The 20,217-nt window shown below is 53.8% G+C and carries 21 protein-coding genes and 1 other annotated feature; of the genes, 12 read left to right on the forward strand and 9 right to left on the reverse strand.

Annotated features, from left to right (window positions below; all coding sequences use genetic code 11):
- The first annotated feature begins 104 nt into the window (after positions 1-104).
- The gene (gene gbpA, locus OCH02_RS20005; RefSeq protein WP_261432772.1) at positions 105-1,409 is read left to right on the forward strand and encodes an N-acetylglucosamine-binding protein GbpA; all 1,305 of its coding nucleotides are present in this window, start codon (positions 105-107) and stop codon (positions 1,407-1,409) included.
- Between the two features lie 52 nt (positions 1,410-1,461).
- Positions 1,462-1,980 carry a cytochrome b gene (locus tag OCH02_RS20010; RefSeq protein WP_261432671.1) on the forward strand — a complete coding sequence of 173 codons (519 nt, stop codon included), beginning with the start codon at positions 1,462-1,464 and terminating at the stop codon, positions 1,978-1,980.
- 308 nt (positions 1,981-2,288) lie between these two features.
- Here the strand turns inward: OCH02_RS20010 and OCH02_RS20015 are convergent, their stop codons facing one another.
- The 3 genes from OCH02_RS20015 to OCH02_RS20025 form a co-directional block, all read right to left on the reverse strand.
- On the reverse strand, positions 2,289-2,492 hold the full coding sequence (locus OCH02_RS20015) for an HHA domain-containing protein (RefSeq protein ID WP_012005558.1): 204 nt from the start codon (positions 2,490-2,492) through the stop codon (positions 2,289-2,291).
- A gap of 55 nt (positions 2,493-2,547) precedes the next feature.
- Positions 2,548-2,916, reverse strand: a complete 369-nt coding sequence (gene tomB, locus OCH02_RS20020; RefSeq protein ID WP_004949348.1) for an Hha toxicity modulator TomB — start codon at positions 2,914-2,916, stop codon at positions 2,548-2,550.
- Positions 2,917-3,078: 162 nt separating this feature from the next.
- Positions 3,079-3,432, reverse strand: coding sequence for a hypothetical protein (locus tag OCH02_RS20025; RefSeq protein WP_410001269.1), 354 nt, complete (start codon positions 3,430-3,432; stop codon positions 3,079-3,081).
- A 304-nt stretch (positions 3,433-3,736) separates the two neighbouring features.
- Here OCH02_RS20025 and OCH02_RS20030 point away from each other — a divergent pair, with 304 nt between their 5' ends.
- The 4 genes from OCH02_RS20030 to OCH02_RS20045 are packed head-to-tail and all read left to right on the forward strand — an operon-like array spanning position 3,737 to position 6,351.
- On the forward strand, positions 3,737-3,883 hold the full coding sequence (locus OCH02_RS20030; RefSeq protein WP_261432672.1) for a hypothetical protein: 147 nt from the start codon (positions 3,737-3,739) through the stop codon (positions 3,881-3,883).
- Positions 3,880-4,593 carry a metal ABC transporter ATP-binding protein gene (locus OCH02_RS20035; protein WP_261432673.1) on the forward strand — a complete coding sequence of 238 codons (714 nt, stop codon included), beginning with the start codon at positions 3,880-3,882 and terminating at the stop codon, positions 4,591-4,593. The genes OCH02_RS20030 and OCH02_RS20035 overlap by 4 nt, the downstream gene beginning before the upstream one ends.
- Positions 4,590-5,447, forward strand: a complete 858-nt coding sequence (locus OCH02_RS20040) for a metal ABC transporter permease (protein WP_261432674.1) — start codon at positions 4,590-4,592, stop codon at positions 5,445-5,447. The genes OCH02_RS20035 and OCH02_RS20040 overlap by 4 nt, the downstream gene beginning before the upstream one ends.
- A gap of 25 nt (positions 5,448-5,472) precedes the next feature.
- On the forward strand, positions 5,473-6,351 hold the full coding sequence (locus tag OCH02_RS20045) for a metal ABC transporter substrate-binding protein (RefSeq protein WP_261432675.1): 879 nt from the start codon (positions 5,473-5,475) through the stop codon (positions 6,349-6,351).
- Positions 6,352-6,464: 113 nt separating this feature from the next.
- Here the strand turns inward: OCH02_RS20045 and ykgO are convergent, their stop codons facing one another.
- The 4 genes from ykgO to sdeX form a co-directional block, all read right to left on the reverse strand.
- Positions 6,465-6,605 carry a type B 50S ribosomal protein L36 gene (gene ykgO / locus OCH02_RS20050; protein WP_012005563.1) on the reverse strand — a complete coding sequence of 47 codons (141 nt, stop codon included), beginning with the start codon at positions 6,603-6,605 and terminating at the stop codon, positions 6,465-6,467.
- Positions 6,606-6,617: 12 nt separating this feature from the next.
- Positions 6,618-6,875: a type B 50S ribosomal protein L31 gene (locus tag OCH02_RS20055; RefSeq protein ID WP_261432676.1), complete on the reverse strand. Its 258-nt coding sequence runs from the start codon at positions 6,873-6,875 to the stop codon at positions 6,618-6,620.
- Positions 6,876-7,056: 181 nt separating this feature from the next.
- Positions 7,057-10,203: a multidrug efflux RND transporter permease subunit SdeY gene (gene sdeY, locus OCH02_RS20060; protein WP_261432677.1), complete on the reverse strand. Its 3,147-nt coding sequence runs from the start codon at positions 10,201-10,203 to the stop codon at positions 7,057-7,059.
- A 17-nt stretch (positions 10,204-10,220) separates the two neighbouring features.
- Complete coding sequence (gene sdeX, locus OCH02_RS20065; RefSeq protein ID WP_261432678.1) at positions 10,221-11,408, reverse strand: multidrug efflux RND transporter periplasmic adaptor subunit SdeX; 1,188 nt, start codon at positions 11,406-11,408, stop codon at positions 10,221-10,223.
- A 142-nt stretch (positions 11,409-11,550) separates the two neighbouring features.
- Between sdeX and acrR the strand changes: the two genes are divergently transcribed.
- The 3 genes from acrR (at position 11,551) to mscK (ending at position 16,094) form a co-directional block, all read left to right on the forward strand.
- A complete protein-coding gene (gene acrR, locus OCH02_RS20070; protein ID WP_261432679.1) occupies positions 11,551-12,234 on the forward strand; it encodes a multidrug efflux transporter transcriptional repressor AcrR in 684 nt (227 codons plus the stop codon).
- Between the two features lie 10 nt (positions 12,235-12,244).
- Positions 12,245-12,598: a DsrE/DsrF/TusD sulfur relay family protein gene (locus OCH02_RS20075; RefSeq protein ID WP_261432680.1), complete on the forward strand. Its 354-nt coding sequence runs from the start codon at positions 12,245-12,247 to the stop codon at positions 12,596-12,598.
- 103 nt (positions 12,599-12,701) lie between these two features.
- A complete protein-coding gene (mscK, locus tag OCH02_RS20080) occupies positions 12,702-16,094 on the forward strand; it encodes a mechanosensitive channel MscK (protein ID WP_261432681.1) in 3,393 nt (1,130 codons plus the stop codon).
- A 40-nt stretch (positions 16,095-16,134) separates the two neighbouring features.
- Here mscK and rsmS read toward each other — a convergent pair whose 3' ends face one another.
- Both rsmS and priC read right to left on the reverse strand, forming a co-directional pair.
- Positions 16,135-16,314 carry a pleiotropic regulatory protein RsmS gene (rsmS, locus tag OCH02_RS20085; RefSeq protein ID WP_012005570.1) on the reverse strand — a complete coding sequence of 60 codons (180 nt, stop codon included), beginning with the start codon at positions 16,312-16,314 and terminating at the stop codon, positions 16,135-16,137.
- 106 nt (positions 16,315-16,420) lie between these two features.
- Positions 16,421-16,957: a primosomal replication protein PriC gene (priC, locus tag OCH02_RS20090; protein ID WP_012005571.1), complete on the reverse strand. Its 537-nt coding sequence runs from the start codon at positions 16,955-16,957 to the stop codon at positions 16,421-16,423.
- A gap of 149 nt (positions 16,958-17,106) precedes the next feature.
- On the opposite strand from priC, the gene OCH02_RS20095 reads away from it, so the two are divergent.
- The 3 genes from OCH02_RS20095 (at position 17,107) to dnaX (ending at position 20,182) form a co-directional block, all read left to right on the forward strand.
- Positions 17,107-17,487, forward strand: a complete 381-nt coding sequence (locus OCH02_RS20095; RefSeq protein WP_261432682.1) for a DUF454 family protein — start codon at positions 17,107-17,109, stop codon at positions 17,485-17,487.
- Positions 17,488-17,600: 113 nt separating this feature from the next.
- Positions 17,601-18,152, forward strand: coding sequence for an adenine phosphoribosyltransferase (apt, locus tag OCH02_RS20100; protein ID WP_261432683.1), 552 nt, complete (start codon positions 17,601-17,603; stop codon positions 18,150-18,152).
- An 83-nt stretch (positions 18,153-18,235) separates the two neighbouring features.
- Positions 18,236-20,182, forward strand: coding sequence for a DNA polymerase III subunit gamma/tau (gene dnaX, locus OCH02_RS20105; protein WP_261432684.1), 1,947 nt, complete (start codon positions 18,236-18,238; stop codon positions 20,180-20,182).
- Positions 19,515-19,579 (forward strand) — a sequence feature (DnaX frameshifting element). It overlaps the preceding gene by 65 nt.
- Positions 20,183-20,217 lie beyond the last annotated feature (35 nt).

Here is a 20,217-nt window from a genome sequence, read left to right on the forward strand (position 1 = left end):
AACGCCGCCACAGTGCCTGTGAGGATCAACCCCCTGCAGTTTATGAAAGTGCCTGGTTCATGAGGCACGGAACCGTCTAGGAAATCCGGGTCTATTCACAGAGCATCGAGCAAATTTCCGGTTTCCCCAACAATGATTTACCGCTCGAAGGCGAGTTGGCCAGCGGCAGCACGAGCGATTTTGCACCTTTGGATCGTCAGGGCGTCAACGTTTGGGCATTGAATACGATAAAGCCAGGGCCTCAGGCTTTTACCTGGTTTATCACCGCCAAGCACAAAACCAATAACTGGCGTTACTACATCACCAAGCAAGACTGGGACGTGAACAAGCCACTGTCACGCGACGCTTTTGAAAAAGAGCCTTTCTGTGAAGTAGACGGCCAAGCCAAGATTCCAAACGATCGCGAAGTTCACCAGTGCGTAGTGCCGGAAAGAACCGGTTATCAGCTGATTTACGGCGTGTGGGAAATCAACGATACGAGGAACAGTTTCTATCAGGTGGTTGACGTTAACTTCGAAAACGATGGCGTCGTTTCCGAATGGCGCAAGCAACTGAAGGGGGCGCTCACCGGTAAGAACCTGCAGATTGGCGACAAAGTGATCGTGCGCTTCTTCAACGAAGCCGGCGAAGTGCTCGCCATGCAAACTGAACTGGCTATCGACAGCGAAGCCTTGACCGACAAGAATCGCTGGAGTGAGGCGCTGGCGAAAAAAATCAACGCCGGTCAGAAAGAAGTGCGCGCCGGGGTGAAAGGTAAAGACGGTAACGTCAACCCGGTCTTCGGCAATAACGCGGTCTTCGCCAAACAGGGCAGTACCATGAAGAGCCTGGTGATTTCCTACGAGGAAGAAACGCCGGCCATGACTGAAGAAATCCGCATGGGTGGGTTGTCCAGCACCAAGATCAAGGACGGAAAATCTCAATTGACCTTCAATGCCGAAGTCAAAGGCAAGCTGACGGTTGAAGCGCGCGTATACGATCACGGTCAGACCGAAAAAGGCTACCTGAAGACCACGCTGGAAGACGCCAGTCAGTCGCTGACGATAGATCTGAACAATGTCAGCGAAGGCCATCATATGCTGAAAGTGATCGCCACCAACGACAAAGGGCAGAGCATTCAGCCTGACATCGGGAACTTCAACCTGGAGGCTGACTCCACCGGCACCGGCACTGATACCGGCACTGGTACTGACACCGGCGGCGACAGCGGCAACTATGACTTCGTCTTCCCGAACGATCAGAAAAAATACGTCGCAGGTACCACTGTGCTGCAACCGAAAGACGGCAAAGTTTATGAGTGCAAGCCTTTCCCTTACAGCGGTTACTGCATGCAGTGGAGCAGCAGTGCGAATCATTATGAGCCGGGCGTAGGTTCCAACTGGCAGGACGCCTGGGTGGTGAAAAAGTAACGACGAACCGGATATTCAAGTGGCCAGCGATGGCCACTTATAAGGGAGCTTTATGTCACACAAAATCAATCGCTACGATTTTTTCAGCCGTATATTGCATTGGGGTATTGCTGCGGTAATTATTTATGTAATGATCGTCGGTTATTCATTGCACTTTATGACTGATATGCGGATTTTTACTTTTTTCTCGGTTACCAATATGTCGTTGGCTCTGGTCATAACGCCATTGATGGCCGTGCGCTTTGCCTGGCGCTTTTTCCGTCCGTCGGTGCCCTATGGCGAAATGCTGAAAGGGCATGAGAAGGGGCTGGTGCATTTGCTGCATGAAATATTCTATCTGCTTATTTTCATGGTGCTGATCAGTGGATTTTTAATGCTGGAGAGCGGATTTTCCATTTTCGGAAATATCGATTTTCCTCGCCCGGTCGCTAATCTTGAAGTGAACCGCTTTTTTTTCGTCGTGCACCGTTATTCATGTATCGCGTTGTCGGTCATGATTGTGCTTCATGTGACGGCGGTGATCAAACACCACTGTTTATCCAGAAAGGCGATTCTGCAGCGTATGCTCTAATCCACATAGTGCTTTATCGCGCCGCCCGGTGGGACAATGCGTGGGCGGCGTGATTCTGCAGAACAGGCGATTTTTTGCCAGCTAGGGCTGCATGGGAACGTTTTACCGCCGTGGAGGCAACATAGGTTAATTTTTCGCGTTAATGCAGTCGTGTGCATACTCGCTTGGCATTAAAAGGGAATGGCTTCTATTTGTTATTATCGACGGTACGTAATGTAATTAACATTTTGTTGTCAATAGGAGAAAGATGTATTTAATCTTAACATTGAGGCCGACGAATGTATCGGCTCAACGCGTTTTAGCCTGGATTATCTTACGAATTTCCAAACGGCAGTAGGGATTTTATCGTAGAGTTTATTCATGGTGAGCTCGGCCAGGCGGTGGTCGGCTGCAGAGTAAAACAGCTCCAGCTCGTCATCTGAAAGCTCATACTTGTTTTTTTCAATAACGCGTTCCAGTGTTTCGATCGTGGTGCATTTACGTAAACGCATCAGATAATCAATTTTAGTCATGATAACCTTTGGTGTTATAAACCGTCGAATAGAATAATTTGGGGATAATTATCCCCTAAGTTTTCATTGTCGTACAGATGCCCTCTCCTGAGAACATTCTGAATAATCGCGCCTTGGTTTTCTGCCAACGACGCAGATCGGAATCATTTATACCGTAACTGCTGAACAGCGTGTAGGTATCATCGAGGTACTCTTCGACGAGTTCCGATAAATCACTTTCGTCCATGTATTTAATTTTATAACTCATCACGAACGAAGCAATATGTTCGATCAACTCATTAAGCTGGAGGTTGACGGAAGACGTCGGATCGTTCACCCAGCCATGATGGCTGTCGCCCAGCGTAGCGATACCTTCATCATACAGGTTTTCACACAAGAATTTCAGTTGAGCAATATCGTGCCTTTTAGGCGAATACTCATCCATATCATCCCCTCCGTAAGTCTTAATTTCGGTGTTGATAACACTCTGTGAGTAAGCTGATTTACATCATGGACAGAGGTAGCTTAAAGATGATGATAAAATAAACTTCCCGTATAATGAATATAAATCATTTCTTCGCATCTGGCCTGCTGTTATTACGTAAACTTACAATTCATCTGCGGTAGATGGCCGGGTGTTATCAATGAGGTCAAAGATAAGTCCCGCTTCGGCAAGGCTGAAAGTGACGCTATCACTGATGTATTCCTCGGCGCTGATATCGAGACAGGCATTGAAAATTGACCATTTATAGCGGTAACTCATTGAATACTGGCTGATGCTCAATTCCTGAATATCAAGTATTTCTAATGAACCTTCAGCATAACGCGCGCTTTCCGAATAAAAACTCAGGCCGCTGGTCAATGCTGGGACCAACTCTGATATTTTTTCGTTAATCACTTTCTTTAGTTTTTTAACAGAAAGTGCTTCAGTCATTGTGTCGCAGCGAAGAGTTACTTGCATTTAATGCCTGGCAGTATAGCGATCCTATCTATTAATCTTACTCCTTTTTTGTCAATTCGTCGGTAAACTTTTCGTTAACAGTCGGATTTTTTACAGAATCGCAACGGTGTTTGCCGGTTAATAGCCCTGATGTTTCTCGGTATATCCCGGAAGGCGTCGCGCTGATGTTGTTAAAGCGGTGAATTGCCAACGAAAGTAGCTCACCCCTTGTTACGTTCAGTTGCATTAATCGTTGGCTGAGAGCTTGAGTCATTAAAATTTATGTGATGTTATATTGTAACACCAAGACCTCCTCCGTATGATCATGAAACTGACATTCACACCGCAAGATGGTGCCATGCCGTCCTTGAATTCATTGTTCACCGCCTCTGCCCGATTGCGCTGTGGCATCGCCATTTTATTGCTGGCCATACTCTGGTTAGGCATCTACTGGGCGGTGGCGCTGCCATGATTACCTTAAAACAGGCTGTCGTGGGTTACGGTAGTACACCGCTTTTCCCGCCGCTCAGCGGTCACTTCACCGTCGGCTCTTTGACTGCCGTCGTCGGAGTGAACGGTGCCGGCAAGTCAACACTGTTGAAAACGTTGGCCGGGCTTTTGCCTCTGCAAAGTGGGAGCCTGTCTTTTAGCGAAAATAAATTACCGCGTATGGCTTATTTACCGCAGCAGGCCGAGTTGGATCGCCAATTTCCAATAGTAGTCAGCGATCTGGTGGCGATGGGCAGTTGGCCGCAGATGGGTATGTTTGCTGGGCTGAATAAGCGCGCTGCACAGCAGATTGCCGAGGCGCTGGATACCGTAGGGATGACATCGATGGCCCGCAGCCCGGTTGGTGAGCTTTCCGGTGGTCAACTGCAGCGGGTACTGTTTGCCCGTCTGCTGGTTCAGCAGGCACCGCTGATTTTACTGGATGAACCTTTTACCGGTATCGACAGCGCCACTATCCAGCTATTGCTGCAAGTGATTGCTCAGTTGCATCGACAAGGCAAGACGGTCATCGCGGTGCTGCATGACATGTCGATGGTGGCGAACCATTTCCCACAGGCCTTGTTATTGACGTCACAGTGTTGCCACTGGGGAGCGGCAGATCGGGTGCTGGAACACATTCCAGCGTTGAATATTGCCAGCTCGCCGCTGTGTCGAATGGCGGTAACGCAATGATGTTAATTGATCTCCTTGTCGATCCTTTTGCCTCGTTCGGCTTTATGCGGCGTGCGCTGGTGGCTTGCTTTGCCCTGTCACTCAGCGCAGCGCCGTTGGGCGTTTTTTTGCTTTTGCGGCGCATGAGTTTGGTCGGAGATGCGCTGTCCCATGCGGTCTTGCCCGGTGCAGCGATAGGCTATCTGATTTCCGGTATGTCGATAGTGGCGATGGGCGTCGGTGGCTTTATTGCCGGGCTGGCCGTGGCAATGTTATCCGGGTTGGTCAGTCGGCGAACGCCGCTGAAAGAGGACGCCAGTTTCGCCGGTTTTTACCTGGGGTCGCTGGCGCTGGGCGTCACTTTAGTCTCGCTGCGTGGTTCCAGCGTTGATTTACTGCATGTGTTATTCGGCTCGATTCTGGCGGTGGATATTCATGCGATTGTGATGGTGGGGGCGATAGCCAGCTTGTCGCTGCTGGCATTGGCCGCACTGTACCGTGCCCTGGTAATTGAATCTTTCGATGCCACCTTTTTACGCGTCAGCGCACCGCGTTGGCTGGCGCTGATACACGGATTGTTCCTGGCGTTGGTGGTGATCAATCTGGTCGCTGGTTTCCAGATCCTCGGCACATTGATGTCGGTCGGGCTGATGATGCTTCCCGCCGCCAGCGCGCGCTTTTGGGCGCGTAATTTGCCGCATACGTTGGCGGTGGCTATGGGTATCGGCATGCTTTCAAGCCTTATCGGGCTGGAATGGTCGTACTACGCGTCATTGCCGGCGGGGCCGGCGATTGTGCTCAGCGCCAGCGTGATTTTCTTTGGGTCAATTTTGTTTGGGACGCGTGGGGGGATTTATTCCCTGGCGCGCCGTTGAGAAGTGCCAAGTGCAAGGAGAAAGTATGAAACGTTTACCTATATCGCTGGCAGTCGCTGCTCTGCTGTCCAGCCCATTGGCTATGGCGAAGACTGTTGACGCTGTCGCCAGTTTTTCTATCCTCGGTGATATCGTCAAGCAGGTGGGGGGAGAACATGTCAATGTCTCTACGCTGGTGGGGCCTGACGGCGACCCGCACAGCTTCGAACCTTCACCGAAAGACAGTAAGCTATTGTCGCAGGCTGATGTGGTGTTCGTCAGTGGCCTGGGACTGGAAGGGTGGATCGATCGCCTGGTCAGTGCCTCGGGTTACAAAGGGCAGGTGATTACCGCATCGCAGGGGATCAACTCGCGTCAGATGAATGAAGACGGCAAAGAGGTCACCGATCCGCATGCCTGGAACAGCATGAAGAACGGCGTGCAGTACGCCACCAACGTGATGAACGCGCTGATTGCCGCAGACCCTGAGGATGCCAACTATTTCCGTCAGCGCGGCGCGGAGTATATCCAGCAGCTGCATAAGTTGGATCTGTGGGCTAAAACGCAGTTTGCCGCAGTGCCGCAGCAAAAACGCAAGGTGCTGACCAGCCACGATGCTTTTGGCTACTTTGGCCAAGAGTATGGCGTCACCTTCCTTGCCCCGGTCGGCTTCTCGACCGAGGCTGAGGCGAGTGCCAGCGACGTGGCCGGGCTGATCAAGCAGATCAAGCAGGAGAAAGTGAATGCCTACTTTATCGAGAACCAAACCGATCCGCGCCTGGTGAAGCAAATTGCCGTCGCCACGGGGGCCAAGGCTGGGGGGGAACTGTATCCGGAAGCCTTATCCAAAGCTAATGGTCCAGCAGCCACTTACGTGCAGGCATTTAAGCACAATGTTGAGACTCTACTCGGCAGCATGAAATAACGGATTCGCCCTGTCTGTCAGGCAGGGCATTTTTGGTGTTTCAGCTTTCTCCATAAAAAAAGCCCCGTTGAGCAGCAACGGGGCTTTGCGACAGACAGATGGCACTGCTTTACTTAGCGCTTTTTCTTACGTCCCTGTACCGCTTTGAAGCGTGGGTTAGTTTTACAAATCACATAGATACGGCCTTTACGGCGCACGACCTTGCAATCCGGATGGCGATTCTTCGCCGAACGCAATGAACTCAAAACCTGCATGTGGATCCCCTGTTACTGATTGCCGGTAAAGAAGCGGCCAAACCGTTGCTGGAAGCGCGCGGTGCTGCCTTCTTTAGAGAACTCTTTCTGCTTGCCGGTGTAATACGGGTGCGAAGCGGAAGAGATGTCGAGAGTGACATACGGCCAGCTTTCACCTTCAAGCTCAATGGTGCGATCGGTGTTAATGGTCGAACCCACCTTAAAGTAGGTATCGGCACTGAGGTCGTGGAACACCACGGTACGGTAGTTTGGGTGGATGCCTGCTTTCATTATGCGCTCCAATGTAATGTTATACTATAACAATAATTATGCGCCGCACGGCAAGGCGGATCAAGTACAAAATGCATCTGTCGATAAATTAATGAGAGTGGTTTGCATTAAGCCGATGACGCCAAAGAAAAAGGCCGCATAAGCGGCCTTTGTATTCAGAGGTTTGGGATCACGACTTTAATCAGTGATGATCAACCGGGTGGCTGTGTTCCACATCATCGGACTTCTTGCTGAAGCGGCGGCGAACCACCACGAAGAAGACCGGAACGAAGAAGATGGCCAGCACGGTTGCGGTAATCATCCCGCCCATAACGCCGGTACCTACCGCGTTCTGTGCGCCGGAGCCTGCACCGCTGCTGATAACCAGCGGCAGAACCCCGAGGATGAATGCCAGGGAAGTCATCAGAATTGGACGCAGACGCATACGCACCGCTTCCAACGTGGCTTCTATCAGACCCTTGCCTTCTTTATCCATCAGGTCCTTGGCGAATTCCACAATCAATATGGCGTTCTTCGCCGACAGACCTATGGTGGTCAACAGCCCCACCTGGAAGTAAACGTCGTTGTTAAGGCCGCGCATGGTAGCCGCCAGCAACGCACCGATAACCCCCAGTGGCAGAACCAGCATGACCGAGAACGGAATTGACCAGCTCTCGTACAATGCAGCCAGACACAGGAACACCACCAGAATCGAGATGGCATACAGTGCTGGAGCCTGGTTGCCGGACAGACGTTCCTGATAGGACATACCAGTCCAGTCGTAACCAATGCCGCTCGGCAGCTTGGAGGCCAGTTCTTCCATCAGGTTCATTGCTTCACCGGTACTCTTGCCTGGCGTTGCCTGTCCCAAAATTTCCATGGAAGGCAGACCGTTATAACGTTCCAGACGCGGTGAACCGTATTCCCATTTCGCCGAGGAGAAGGCGGAGAACGGAACCATCTGGCCGCTGGTGCCGCGGACAAACCATTTATTGATATCTTCCGGCAACATACGGAACGGCGCATCAGCCTGTACGTACACTTTCTTCACACGACCACGGTCGATGAAGTCGTTAACGTAAGAGCCACCCAGCGCGGTGCTCAGCGTGCTGTTAATGGTGGTGATGCTAACGCCCAGTGCCTTGGCTTTTTCCTGGTCGATAATCAGCTTGAACTGCGGCGTATCTTCCAGACCGTTAGGGCGCATGCCCACCAGCATATCCGGATGCTTGGCAGCCATGCCCAGCAACTGGTTACGTGCTTCGGTCAGTTTCTCATGCCCCAGGCCACCCTGGTCAATCAGCTGGAAGTCAAAACCGGTCGCGGTACCCAGTTCGATAATCGCCGGCAGGTTGAACGGGAATACCAGGCCATCTTTGATTTGCGAGAACGCGCCCATTGCGCGGCCTGCAATCGCCGGTACCTTATTCTCTTCACCTTTACGTTCAGACCAGTCTTTCAGGCTGACGAATGACAGACCGTTGTTCTGACCGTTACCGTTAAAGCCGAAGCCCGCAACGGTAAACACCGAAACCACGTTGTCTTTTTCTTTGGTCATGAAGTAGTCGGTGACTTCTTCCAGAACCTTAGAGGTACGCGCTTCGGTAGCACCCGCAGGCAACTGCACCATGGTCAGCAAAATGCCCTGGTCTTCGTCCGGCAGGAACGAGGAAGGCAAGCGCAGGAACAGCAGCGCCATGCCGACAACGATCAGCAGGTAGATCACCAGATAACGACCGGTGCTGCGCAGGATGTTGGCTACGCTGTCGGTGTAGTGATGGGTGCTCTTTTCGAACATGCGGTTAAACCAACCGAAGAAGCCGGTTTTAACCCCGTGGTCGCCTTTCGCTACGGGTTTCAACAAGGTGGCGCACAGCGCCGGCGTCAGAATCAATGCAACCAGCACCGACAGCGCCATCGCAGAAACGATGGTGATGGAGAACTGACGATAGATGGCCCCGGTCGAGCCGCCGAAGAACGCCATAGGAACGAATACCGCAGACAGCACCATGGCAATACCGACCAACGCGCCCTGGATCTGTTCCATCGATTTCTTGGTGGCTTCCTTCGGCGGCAGTCCCTCTTCGGACATCACACGCTCGACGTTCTCTACCACCACGATGGCATCATCCACCAACAAGCCTATCGCCAACACCATGCCGAACATCGTCAGGGTGTTTATCGAGAAGCCGAAGGCCGCCAGAATGGCAAAGGTCCCCAGCAATACCACCGGTACCGCAATGGTTGGGATCAGGGTTGCGCGGAAGTTTTGCAGGAACAAATACATCACCAGGAATACCAGGATGATGGCTTCGATCAGCGTTTTCACCACTTCGTTAATCGAAATTTTAACGAACGGTGTGGTGTCGTACGGATAAACCACTTTCATCCCTTGCGGGAAGAAAGGCTGCATTTTGGTCAGCGCGTCTTTCACACCTTGCGCGGTGTTCAGGGCGTTGGCACCGGTAGCCAGTTTAATACCCAGGCCCGCCGCCGGTTTACCGTTATAACGTGCGGTCACGGCATAGCTTTCAGCGCCGCGCTCAATGTGTGCCACGTCGCTCAGGCGAACCTGAGAACCGTCGGCATTCACCTTCAGCAAAATTTTGCCGAACTCTTCCGGAGAGGTCAGACGAGTCTGCGCGATGATCGAGGCGTTAAGCTGTTGACCCGGCACCGGTGGCATCCCACCCAATTGCCCTGCGGCGATCTGGTTGTTCTGCTCAGTGATGGCGGACGTCACATCCGTGGTGGTCAATTGGAAGTTATTCAGCTTGTTAGGATCCAACCAGACACGCATCGCGTACTGGGCACCAAACAGCTGTACTTCACCCACGCCGGATGAACGGCTGATCGGGTCCTTGATGTTGGAGGCCACATAGTCCGCGATATCGTCCTGAGTCATGCTCGGATCGTCGGAAATGAAGCCGGCTACCATCAGGAAGCTGCTGCTGGATTTTTCAACTTTCAGACCCTGCTGCTGTACTTCTTGCGGCAGTAACGGCGTAGCCAATGACAGTTTGTTCTGTACCTGAACCTGTGCGATGTCAGGGTCTGTTCCAGAGTTAAACGTCAGTGTAATGGTGACGCTACCAGAGGAATCACTGGTAGAGGACATGTACATCAGATTATCGATACCGTTCATGTTCTGTTCGATAATCTGAGTCACGGTATCCTGTACCGTTTTTGCATCTGCGCCCGGATAGTTTGCGGAAATACTAACCGCCGGTGGTGCAATAGTTGGATACTGCGCAATCGGCAGTTTCATTATTGACAGCACACCCGCCAACATGACGATGATGGCGATTACCCAGGCGAAAATCGGGCGATCTATAAAGAACTTAGCCATGTCTTACCGGCTCCTTTTTATGACTTCTGCGCTTCAGACTGCGGCTGCTTTTGCGCCTGAGTGTCAACTTCCTGCACTTTTACCTGAGCGCCTGGGCGGACTTTCATCAGGCCAGTGACAATCACGCGGTCGCCGGCTTTAAGGCCGTCGGTAACCAACCATTTGTCACCAATCGCCTGGTCCGCTTTCAGCGTGCGCATTTCGACTTTATCGTCAGCGCCCACTACCATCGCGGTAGCTTCACCACGCGGGTTACGTGTTACACCCTGTTGCGGCACCAGCAATGCATCGCTGCGCACGCCTTCGTCCAGACGGGCGCGAACGAACATACCTGGCAGCAGCGTATCGTTCGGGTTAGGGAACAGGGCGCGAATGGTGATGGAGCCGGTGGTTTCATCCACGGTGACGTCAGAGAATTCCAGCGTGCCTTCCTGAGCGTACTGCGCGCCGTTCTCCAGCAGCAGTTTCACCTTGGCCTTACCGTTTTCCTGTTTCAGCGCACCGCTGGCCAATTCTTGCTTCAGCCGCAGGAAGTCGTTGCTCGATTGGGTTACGTCGACGTAAATCGGATCCAACTGTTGCACGGTAGACAGCGCCGTGGTTTGACCGTTGCTGACCAGCGCGCCTTCGGTTACAGAAGATTTGCCGATACGTCCGGAGATTGGGGACGTCACTTTGGTGTAAGCCAGGTTGATACGCGCAGTTTCAACCGCCGCTTTTGCGGCTATCACAGCGGCGTCTGCCTGCTGCAGGTTGGAAACGGCTGTATCGTAATCCTGCTTGCTGATGTAACTGGTGCCCAGCAAGGGTTTGTAGCGGTTGACCGTTACGCGCGCGATAGAAGCGCTGGCCTGTGCTTTAGCCAGGTCGCCTTTGGCGCTGTCATAGCTTGCCTGATAGGTAGCAGGATCAATCTGATACAGGGAAGTGCCTGCTTTGATATCACTGCCTTCAACAAAGTTGCGTTTCAGGATAATGCCACTGACCTGAGGGCGAACTTCGGCGATACGATACGCAGCGGTGCGGCCAGGAAGATCGGTAGTCATATTGAGAGGCTCGGCCTTCAATGTCACTACACCCACTTCGGGTGCCGGTGGATGGGCGCCTTGCTGTTGGGTTTCTTTATCGTTACATCCTGTAAGCATTAAGCTGCCTGAAAGCATCAGAACTGCCGCCAGAGGCGTTAACCCTCTGTTTTTGTTCATAGAAAAACCTCAAGTGTCCGATTTCAAAATGATCAATGGATCACAAGCTTTAAAACCCATTGCTGCGTTAATTATATGTGCGTGCTATGGTACATACATACGCGAATGTATGTAAATCACACTCCCCCGAAAAAACAACGTCATGGCACGAAAAACCAAACAACAGGCGCTAGAAACTCGACAGCACATACTTGATGCTGCGGTGCAAGAATTTTCTGAACGTGGCGTTTCTGCAACGTCACTGACAGATATTGCCACTGCTGCCGGAGTTACGCGTGGTGCAATTTATTGGCACTTCAAGAACAAGGTAGACCTGTTTAACGAAGTTTGGGAATTATCAGAGTCAAAAATTGGCGATCTGGAGCTAGAGTATCAGGCAAAGTTCCCAGAGAATCCACTGCGTATTTTACGAGAAATTCTGATTTACATTCTGACGGCTACGGTCGATGACAGCCGTCGGCGAGCGCTGATGGAAATCGTTTTTCACAAGTGCGAATTCGTGGGTGAGATGATGCCGCTGCATGAAGCGCGTAAAGTCTTGTACCTGGCAGGTTATGAACGGATTGAGTCGGTGCTGCGTGACTGTATGGGCCATGGCCAACTGCCCGTTGATTTGCACACCCGCCGCGCGGCAATTATCCTGCATGCTTATATTACCGGCCTGATGGAGAATTGGCTGTTTATGCCGGAGAGCTTTGATCTGAAAGCCGAAGCGACGGCGCTGATCGACTCCTTTCTCGAAATGGTCCAATTCAGTCCCGCCTTACGCGTCAAGCCGGAAGAACTGGCGACGCAGCCACGCAGCGTCGAAATCCATCCTTTATAGGAGAAACACCATGTCATCCGTAGTGTTGATTGCCAATGGCGCCGCCTATGGCCACGAATCCCTGTTTAACGCCCTGCGTCTGGCCATTACCCTGAAAGAGCAGCAAAGCGATCTCGACCTGAAACTGTTTCTGATGTCCGATGCGGTGGTGGCCGGGCTGGCAGGCCAACAGCCGCGCGAAGGTTACCATTTACAGCAGATGCTGGAAATTCTCACAGCGCAACAGGTGCCGGTGAAACTGTGCAAGACCTGCGCCGACGCACGTGGCGTGAGCCAATTGCCACTGGCGGATGGGGTAGAGATCGGCACCCTGGCAGAGTTGGCACAGTGGACGCTGGCGGCAGGAAAAGTGCTGACGTTCTGATCCTGCGACATCTGTACATCATCAGCAATGCTTTTCTTATTCTTTGGCTATCTGCGATCGTGATAATCTTTAGGCTTCTTTATTATTGATTCGAAGCCACATCATGCATCGCAGGTTAGCTAAAGGTTCTTTTCTGGCGTTCCCCTCGTTCCTGAGTGTGGGCCTTTCCCGCACCCTGGCCCTGTTTTTACTGATCGCGGTTTGTGCGGTGTGCCAACCTGTGGCCTATGCCTCCCTGAATGGCGACCTGCCGTCCCGCAGCGAAATTCAAAGCCAGATTGAAGCGCTGAACAAGCAAAAGACGCAGACCCCGGTCAATAAACTCACGCAACAAGATTTGGCCCGCACGCTTGAGCTGCTGGACGCGATTGAACGCACCAAACAGGATGGCGCTCAGCTTAAGCAGCAGTTGCAACTGGCGCCGGGCAAATTGCGTCAGGTAACCGCCGATCTCGAAGCACTCAAGACGCCGGTAGACGGCACGGCTGCCAGGGCCGAATTGCTGCAGCTTTCACTGCGCCAGTTGGAAACCCGCCTTTATCAAACCCTCGACGACCTGCAGACTGCGCAGGAAAACCTGTCGACCTATAACAGCCAACTGGTTTCACTGCAGACCCAGCCGGAGCGGGTGCAGAGCAGCATGTACACCGCTTCGCAGCGTCTGCAGGAGATCCGTAACCAGATCAACGATCAGACGCCGGGCCAAAATTCACTGCGCGATAGCCAGTTAGTGATGCTGGCAACCGAACAGACGTTGCTCAATGCGCAAATTGATCTGCAGCGCAAAAGCCTGGAAGCCAACACCACCCTGCAGGATTTGCTGCAGAAACAGCGCGATTACACCACCGGGCATATTGATGCTTTGGACCACAGCGTGCAATTGCTGCAGGAAGTGGTCAACAGCAAGCGCCTGACGCTGTCGGAAAAAACCGCCAAAGAGGCGCAGAACCCGGAAGATGCGACTGACATTCAACACGATCAATTGGTCAGTAAAGAGCTGGATGTTAACCGCCAACTCAGCCAACGGCTGATTGCCGCCACCGAAGAGAGCAACGTGCTGTTCCAGCAGAATATTCGGGTGAAGAACTGGCTCGATCGTGGCCTGCAGGCGGAACGTAATTTAAAAGAACAGATCCAGGTGTTGAAAGGCAGTCTGGTGCTGTCACGCATTTTGTATCAGCAGCAACAGAGCCTGCCGCAGGGGACGCTGGTGGCAGATATGGGCACGCGCATCGCCGATCTGCGTCTGGAACAGTTTGATATCAACCAGCAGCGCGACGACCTGTTCAAAGGCGACGATTACATCAATAAGCTGGTTGCCGACAGTAAGGAAAAAGCCAGTGCGGACGTGCTGGACGCTTTAAACGAAATCGTCGATATGCGCCGTGAGCTGCTGGATCAGTTGAACAAACAGCTTAGCAATCAGTTGGCGCAGTCGATCAACCTGCAGATCAACCAGCAGCAGTTGACCAGCGTTAACAGCTCGCTGCGGGATACGCTGACCCAGCAGATTTTCTGGGTTAACAGTAACAAACCGGTTGATTTGGCGTGGTTGAAAGCTTTGCCGGGGGCGGTCAGAGATCAGCTTGCCACCCTCGATTTTAAATTAGACCTTGGAAAAATAGTGCAGGGCGGTTTGAATTCGCTGGTGGTGCTGATCCCGTTACTGCTGTTGCTCGGCCTGTTACGCTGGCGCTACAAGCTGATCGACAGCCATTTGCAACGGTTGGCCAATGATGTCGGGCAGTTAAAGCGCGATGGCCAACTGCACACACCAAAAGCCATCTTACTGACCTTGCTGAAGGTAGTACCCGGCTCGGCGCTGCTGCTGGGGGCGGGGTTCTGGGGGGATCGAGCCGAAATTGGCCTCAGTGATTTCATTTGGGCGCTGTCGCAGCAGTTGGCGCTATTTTGGCTGATTTTCGGCTTCACCTACCGCATGTTGGCAGTCGGCGGCGTTTGTGAGCGGCACTTTAATTTTGCCCCTGAGCTTTGTGCGCATTACCGTCGTCAGACGGTGCGGCTGGGCCTGGCGCTGCTGCCGTTAATCTTCTGGTCGGTATTGGGCGAGAAAGCGCCGCTGCGGCTGGTGGAAGACGTGATCGGCCAGGTGGTGGTCATGCTGACGCTGGCACTGCTGACCGTGCTGGTGTTCCCGATGTGCCGTGACAGTTGGCGAGAAAAAGGTTCACATGCGGTGCGGCTGGTGATTGTTACCGCCATTGCGGCCACGCCGTTGATCCTGCTTGGGCTGATGTTTGCCGGTTACTTCTACACCACGCTGCGGCTGGCCGGCCGCTGGATCGACAGTTTATACCTGTTTTTCCTGTGGAATATTGTTTATCTGACTGCGATCCGTGGGTTGAGCGTCGCGGCCCGCCGTCTGGCCTACCGCCGCGCACTGGCCCGTCGCCAGAGCCTGGCGAAAGAGAAAGAGGGGACCGAAGGGCTGGAGCCGGTTGAAGAACCTCCTTTGGCGCTCGACCAAATCAACCAGCAGTCGCTGCGTCTGACCACCATGGCGCTGTTTATTATCTTCGCCAGCGCTTTTTATGCCATTTGGTCCGATCTGGTGACGGTAATCTCGTATCTGGACAGCATCACGCTATGGCATTACACCGCGACCGTTGCCGGCAGCAGCGTGGCGCAGGCGGTAACGCTGGGCAATATGATGGTAGCAATAGCTGCGGTTATCGTTGCTTACGTCATGACGCGCAACCTGCCGGGTTTACTGGAGGTGGTGGTGTTGTCGCGGCTGCAGTTGCGGCAGGGGACCTCTTACGCCGTCACCACCATACTGACCTATTTGATCACCACCGTGGGGGCGGTGACTGCACTGGGATCGCTGGGCGTATCCTGGGATAAGCTGCAATGGCTGGCGGCCGGTTTGACCGTTGGGCTGGGTTTCGGTTTACAGGAGATTTTCGCCAACTTTGTCTCCGGTCTGATTATCCTGTTTGAACGGCCGATCCGTATCGGCGATACCATTACTATCGGCAGTTTCTCAGGCTCGGTCAGCAAAATTCGCATTCGTGCTACTACCATCACCGACTTTGACCGCAAAGAAGTGATCATCCCTAACAAGGCGTTTGTCACCGAGCGGTTGATCAACTGGTCGCTGTCAGACACCATCACCCGCGTATTGATCAAGGTTGGCGTAGCCTACGGGTCTGACCTGGACAAGGTGAAGGCGGTGCTGTTGCAGGCGGCGCGCGATAACCCGCGGGTGATGACCGATCCCGAACCGCAGGTATTCTTCCTGAATTTCGGCGCCAGCACGCTGGATCACGAACTGCGCCTTTACGTGCGTGAGTTGCGTGACCGCAGCTATACCGTTGACGAACTGAACCGCTCGATCGAACGCCTGTGCCGTGAGAACGATATCAATATCGCCTTCAACCAGCTTGAGGTGTATTTGCACAATCAGCAGGGTAATGAGGTGCAGGAAGTGAAACGGACATTATCGCCGGATGAAGGCGGTACGTCGGCGGGCTAATGGAGTGAGGAGCAAGGGTTCAGCGCAGGCTGAACCCTTTTTACTGGCCGACAGGCAGGTAAGGGGAGGTTACACCGTTGCGCTGCAACTTTTCCTGGTAGTCCCGTTTGACAATATCCAGCGCCGCCAGCGCGGTGGCCGGATCGATCTCATTGCATTCCAGCAGGTAAATCAGATCTACCGCCAGTTGCAATTCTGCTGAGGCATTTTCTAGAGACATAAAACCCACGTTTAAATTGAGATGAATGAGTGATGCTTTGCTTCGGCTGAGTATAGTGAACAAGGTCCGCGGAGGGGAATAATCATTAAAATATTGTGATAAATCTTCAAAAACCGTTTTCTTTACGTTCAATACTGCGCTCGATTCGTGCCAGCGCCTGGCGGCAACGCATCAATCGGCCTTCCAGCGCCGCCAGCTCATGCTGCAGTTTTTGCTGCGCTGCCAGCGTGGTCTGTCTGCCCAACAGGCTTTCCCGATCCTGGATCATCGAAATAATCCGACGCTCATAATCCTGATGTTCAGCCAGTTTATGGTACAAATCGGCCGCCACGACTTCCTTGGGCTGATTTTTCCGGCGCAGTGCCTGGGTCGCCAATTCGCGCTGCAGGGCGGTGATCTGCGCCACCAGTCTCTCGGCCAGAAAGGCCACCTGGGTGGTGCGGCTGTCGTTGGCTGCGGTCTGTAACTGGGCGAAGTTCTTCTGTACTTCTGTCAGGTAATCGCGCAGCCGGGTGCCGCGGTTGGAAAATAACGCAGCGTCAAAGCGTGCCTGAGGGATCGGGGCGTCGCCTTGCGGTGTGATTTCGCCGGCTAACACCGTGATCTGTTGTTCTAACACTTGTAAAAGACGCTGAGTACTCACGTTGGCTCCATGACGAGGATAGTGGGCCCAGCTTGCACGCGTTCACACCGTGAAACAAGCGCTGTACGCATATTCCGGCCGCTGCGACTGGTGGTGCTGGGGAGGCTGGTGATAAAGTGACGTCAGACAGGTTGATGGACAAGGCCCCCATGACGCGTTGGTTATTGATTATCCTCGGTTGGCTGGCGGTGGTGCTGGCGACGCTGGGTGTGGTATTGCCGCTGCTGCCCACCACGCCCTTTCTGCTGTTGGCCGCCTGGTGTTTTGCCCGTTCATCCCCGCGATTTCACGCCTGGTTGCTGTACCGTTCATGGTTTGGCCCCTACCTGCGCCACTGGCAACAGCACCGCGCATTGCCGCCAGGGACCAAATGGAAGGCCGTATTGATGATTGTGCTGACGTTTGCGGTTTCGCTGTGGTTGGTGAAGCTTTGGTGGGTGCGCGGTTTACTGTTAGTGATGCTGGCCGTTTTGCTGATCTTTATGTTGCGGCTGCCGGTTGTTGACCTGCCGCAACAAAAACAGCGCTGATCGCACTCCGTCGGTTGCATTTGTGCGCCAGTTTGCATAAATTTGAGCGTTTTCGTGTGCGGGTTAAGATGACCTGCGCGCAAGTCATCAGGCAGTTTTATCAGGCAACAATTATGACCGCTTCTGCGCAGCAGCTTCAGTTTATTAAAGACAGTATCAAAACCATCCCGGATTACCCTAAGCCGGGCATACTGTTCCGTGACGTCACCAGCCTGCTGGAAAACCCGCTGGCCTACGCCGCCAGCATCGAATTGCTGGTTGAGCGTTTCCGCGAAGCGGGGGTTACCAAAGTGGTTGGTACCGAAGCGCGCGGCTTCCTGTTTGGCGCCCCGGTTGCGTTGGCGCTGGGCGTGGGTTTTGTTCCGGTGCGCAAACCGGGCAAGCTGCCGCGTGCCACTCTCAGCGAAAGCTATGAGCTGGAATACGGCACCGACAAGTTGGAAATCCACACCGATGCTATCAGCGCCGGAGATAAAGTGCTGGTGGTGGACGATCTGCTGGCCACTGGCGGCACCATCGAAGCCACCGCAAAACTGATCCGCCGTCTGGGTGGTGAAGTGACAGACGCTGCCTTCATTATCAATCTGCCGGATCTCGGCGGTGAAGCGCGTTTAAACACCCTGGGTATTGAATGCTACAGCCTGGTCAACTTCTCCGGCCACTGATCTGCATTACCACAACGGCCTCGCGGATCGCCGCGGGGCTGTGTTAGCATGACCCTCCAGATTACTCGACTTTTCCGGTATTAATGAGCTATCAGGTTCTAGCCCGTAAGTGGCGCCCTCAAACGTTTGCAGATGTGGTCGGACAGGAACATGTCCTGACGGCACTGGCTAACGGCCTCTCGCTGGGGCGGATCCATCACGCCTATCTGTTCTCGGGTACGCGCGGCGTGGGTAAAACCACCATTGCGCGCCTGCTGGCCAAAGGCCTGAACTGTGAAACCGGCATCACCGCCACGCCGTGCGGTCAATGTGATAACTGCCGCGAGATTGAGCAGGGGCGCTTTGTCGATCTTATCGAGATCGACGCCGCGTCCAGAACCAAGGTGGAAGATACTCGCGATCTGCTGGATAACGTCCAATACGCCCCCGCCCGCGGTCGTTTCAAGGTTTACCTGATTGACGAAGTGCACATGCTCTCGCGTCACAGCTTTAATGCGCTGTTGAAAACGCTGGAAGAGCCGCCTTCGCACGTCAAATTCCTGTTGGCAACCACCGATCCGCAGAAGTTGCCGGTGACCATTTTGTCCCGCTGCCTGCAATTTCATCTGAAGGCGCTGGACGTCGATCAGATCCGCAGTCAGTTGGAAACGGTGCTGCAGGCAGAACAGATCACCAGCGATCAGCGTGCGTTACAGCTATTGGCGCGCGCCGCCGATGGCAGTATGCGTGATGCACTGAGCCTCACTGACCAGGCGATTGCCATGGGACAGGGGCAGGTGACCACCGCCACCGTCAGCCAAATGCTTGGCACGCTTGACGATGAACAACCACTGGCGATCCTCGAAGCGCTGGTCAGTGCCGATGGCGAAAAGGTGATGGCCCAGGTCGCGCAGGCTGCTTCGCGCGGTGTCGATTGGGAAAATCTGCTGATCGAGACGTTGGCGTTGCTGCACCGTATTGCGATGGTGCAGTTGCTGCCGTCGGTGTTGGATAATCATTACGCCGCCATTGAACAGCGGCTGCGTGAGCTGGCGCGTACCTTGCCGCCGACTGACGTACAACTCTATTACCAAACGCTGTTGGTTGGACGCAAAGAGCTGGCCTTTGCGCCGGATCGTCGCATGGGGGTTGAAATGACCCTGCTGCGCGCGCTGGCGTTTCACCCGAAAGCGATGATCCCCGAGCCGGTAGCCATGGTGCAGACCGCGCCGGTGCAAATGGCACAGCCACAGGCGGCCCAGCCGCCACAGTTTCAGGACGCACCACCGCCGTTAGGGCAGGTTGCGCCGCAAAACAGTCAACAAGCGAATTTACCGGATGCCACCGCGCAATTATTAAAGGCGCGTACCCAACTGCTGAGGCAGCAGGGAGCATCCACAACAAAAAAGAGTGAACCGGCGGCGCCTGGAAAAGCGCGGCCGGCGAACTCGGCACTGGAGCGGTTGGCTTCCGTGACTGAGCGCAGCCAGCAGCGCCAGGCGGAAAAGATCGTGCAGGAAAAACCGGCCAAGCCGGAGGCTTATCGCTGGCGCGCACTGACCGAACCGGAGGCCGAACCAGAGCCGCTGGCTACGCCGAAAGCGTTGCGCACCGCGCTCGAGCATGAGAAAACGCCCGAGCTGTCGGCCAAATTGGTGGTTGAATCGCTGGAACGCGACGCCTGGGCGGCGGAAATCGATAAGCTTAAAATTCCAAAACTGGTGCAGCAACTGGCATTAAACGCGGTTAAACAACAGTTGGAACCCGGTAAGATTTGTCTTCACCTGCGGTCGTCGCAGCGCCATCTGAATTCGCCTTCGGCGCAGAAGGTCCTGACCGATGCGCTCAGCGAGCTGTACGGTAGCCCGGTTGAGTTGACCGTGGTGGAAGACGATAATCCGGCGGAGCGGACTCCGCTGGAGTGGCGACAAGCCATTTATGAAGAAAAACTGGCGCAGGCGCGCCAGTCGATCGTTGCGGATACCAATATCCAGACCCTGCGCCGTTTCTTCGACGCGGACCTGGATGAAGAGAGTATTCGCCCCATTTAAACGCTGCGTAAAGTGCGCGGCCCTAGCGACGAGAG

Origin of the sequence: Serratia quinivorans, from assembly GCF_946227985.1 — a bacterium.
Taxonomy (GTDB): Bacteria; Pseudomonadota; Gammaproteobacteria; order Enterobacterales; family Enterobacteriaceae; genus Serratia; species Serratia quinivorans_A.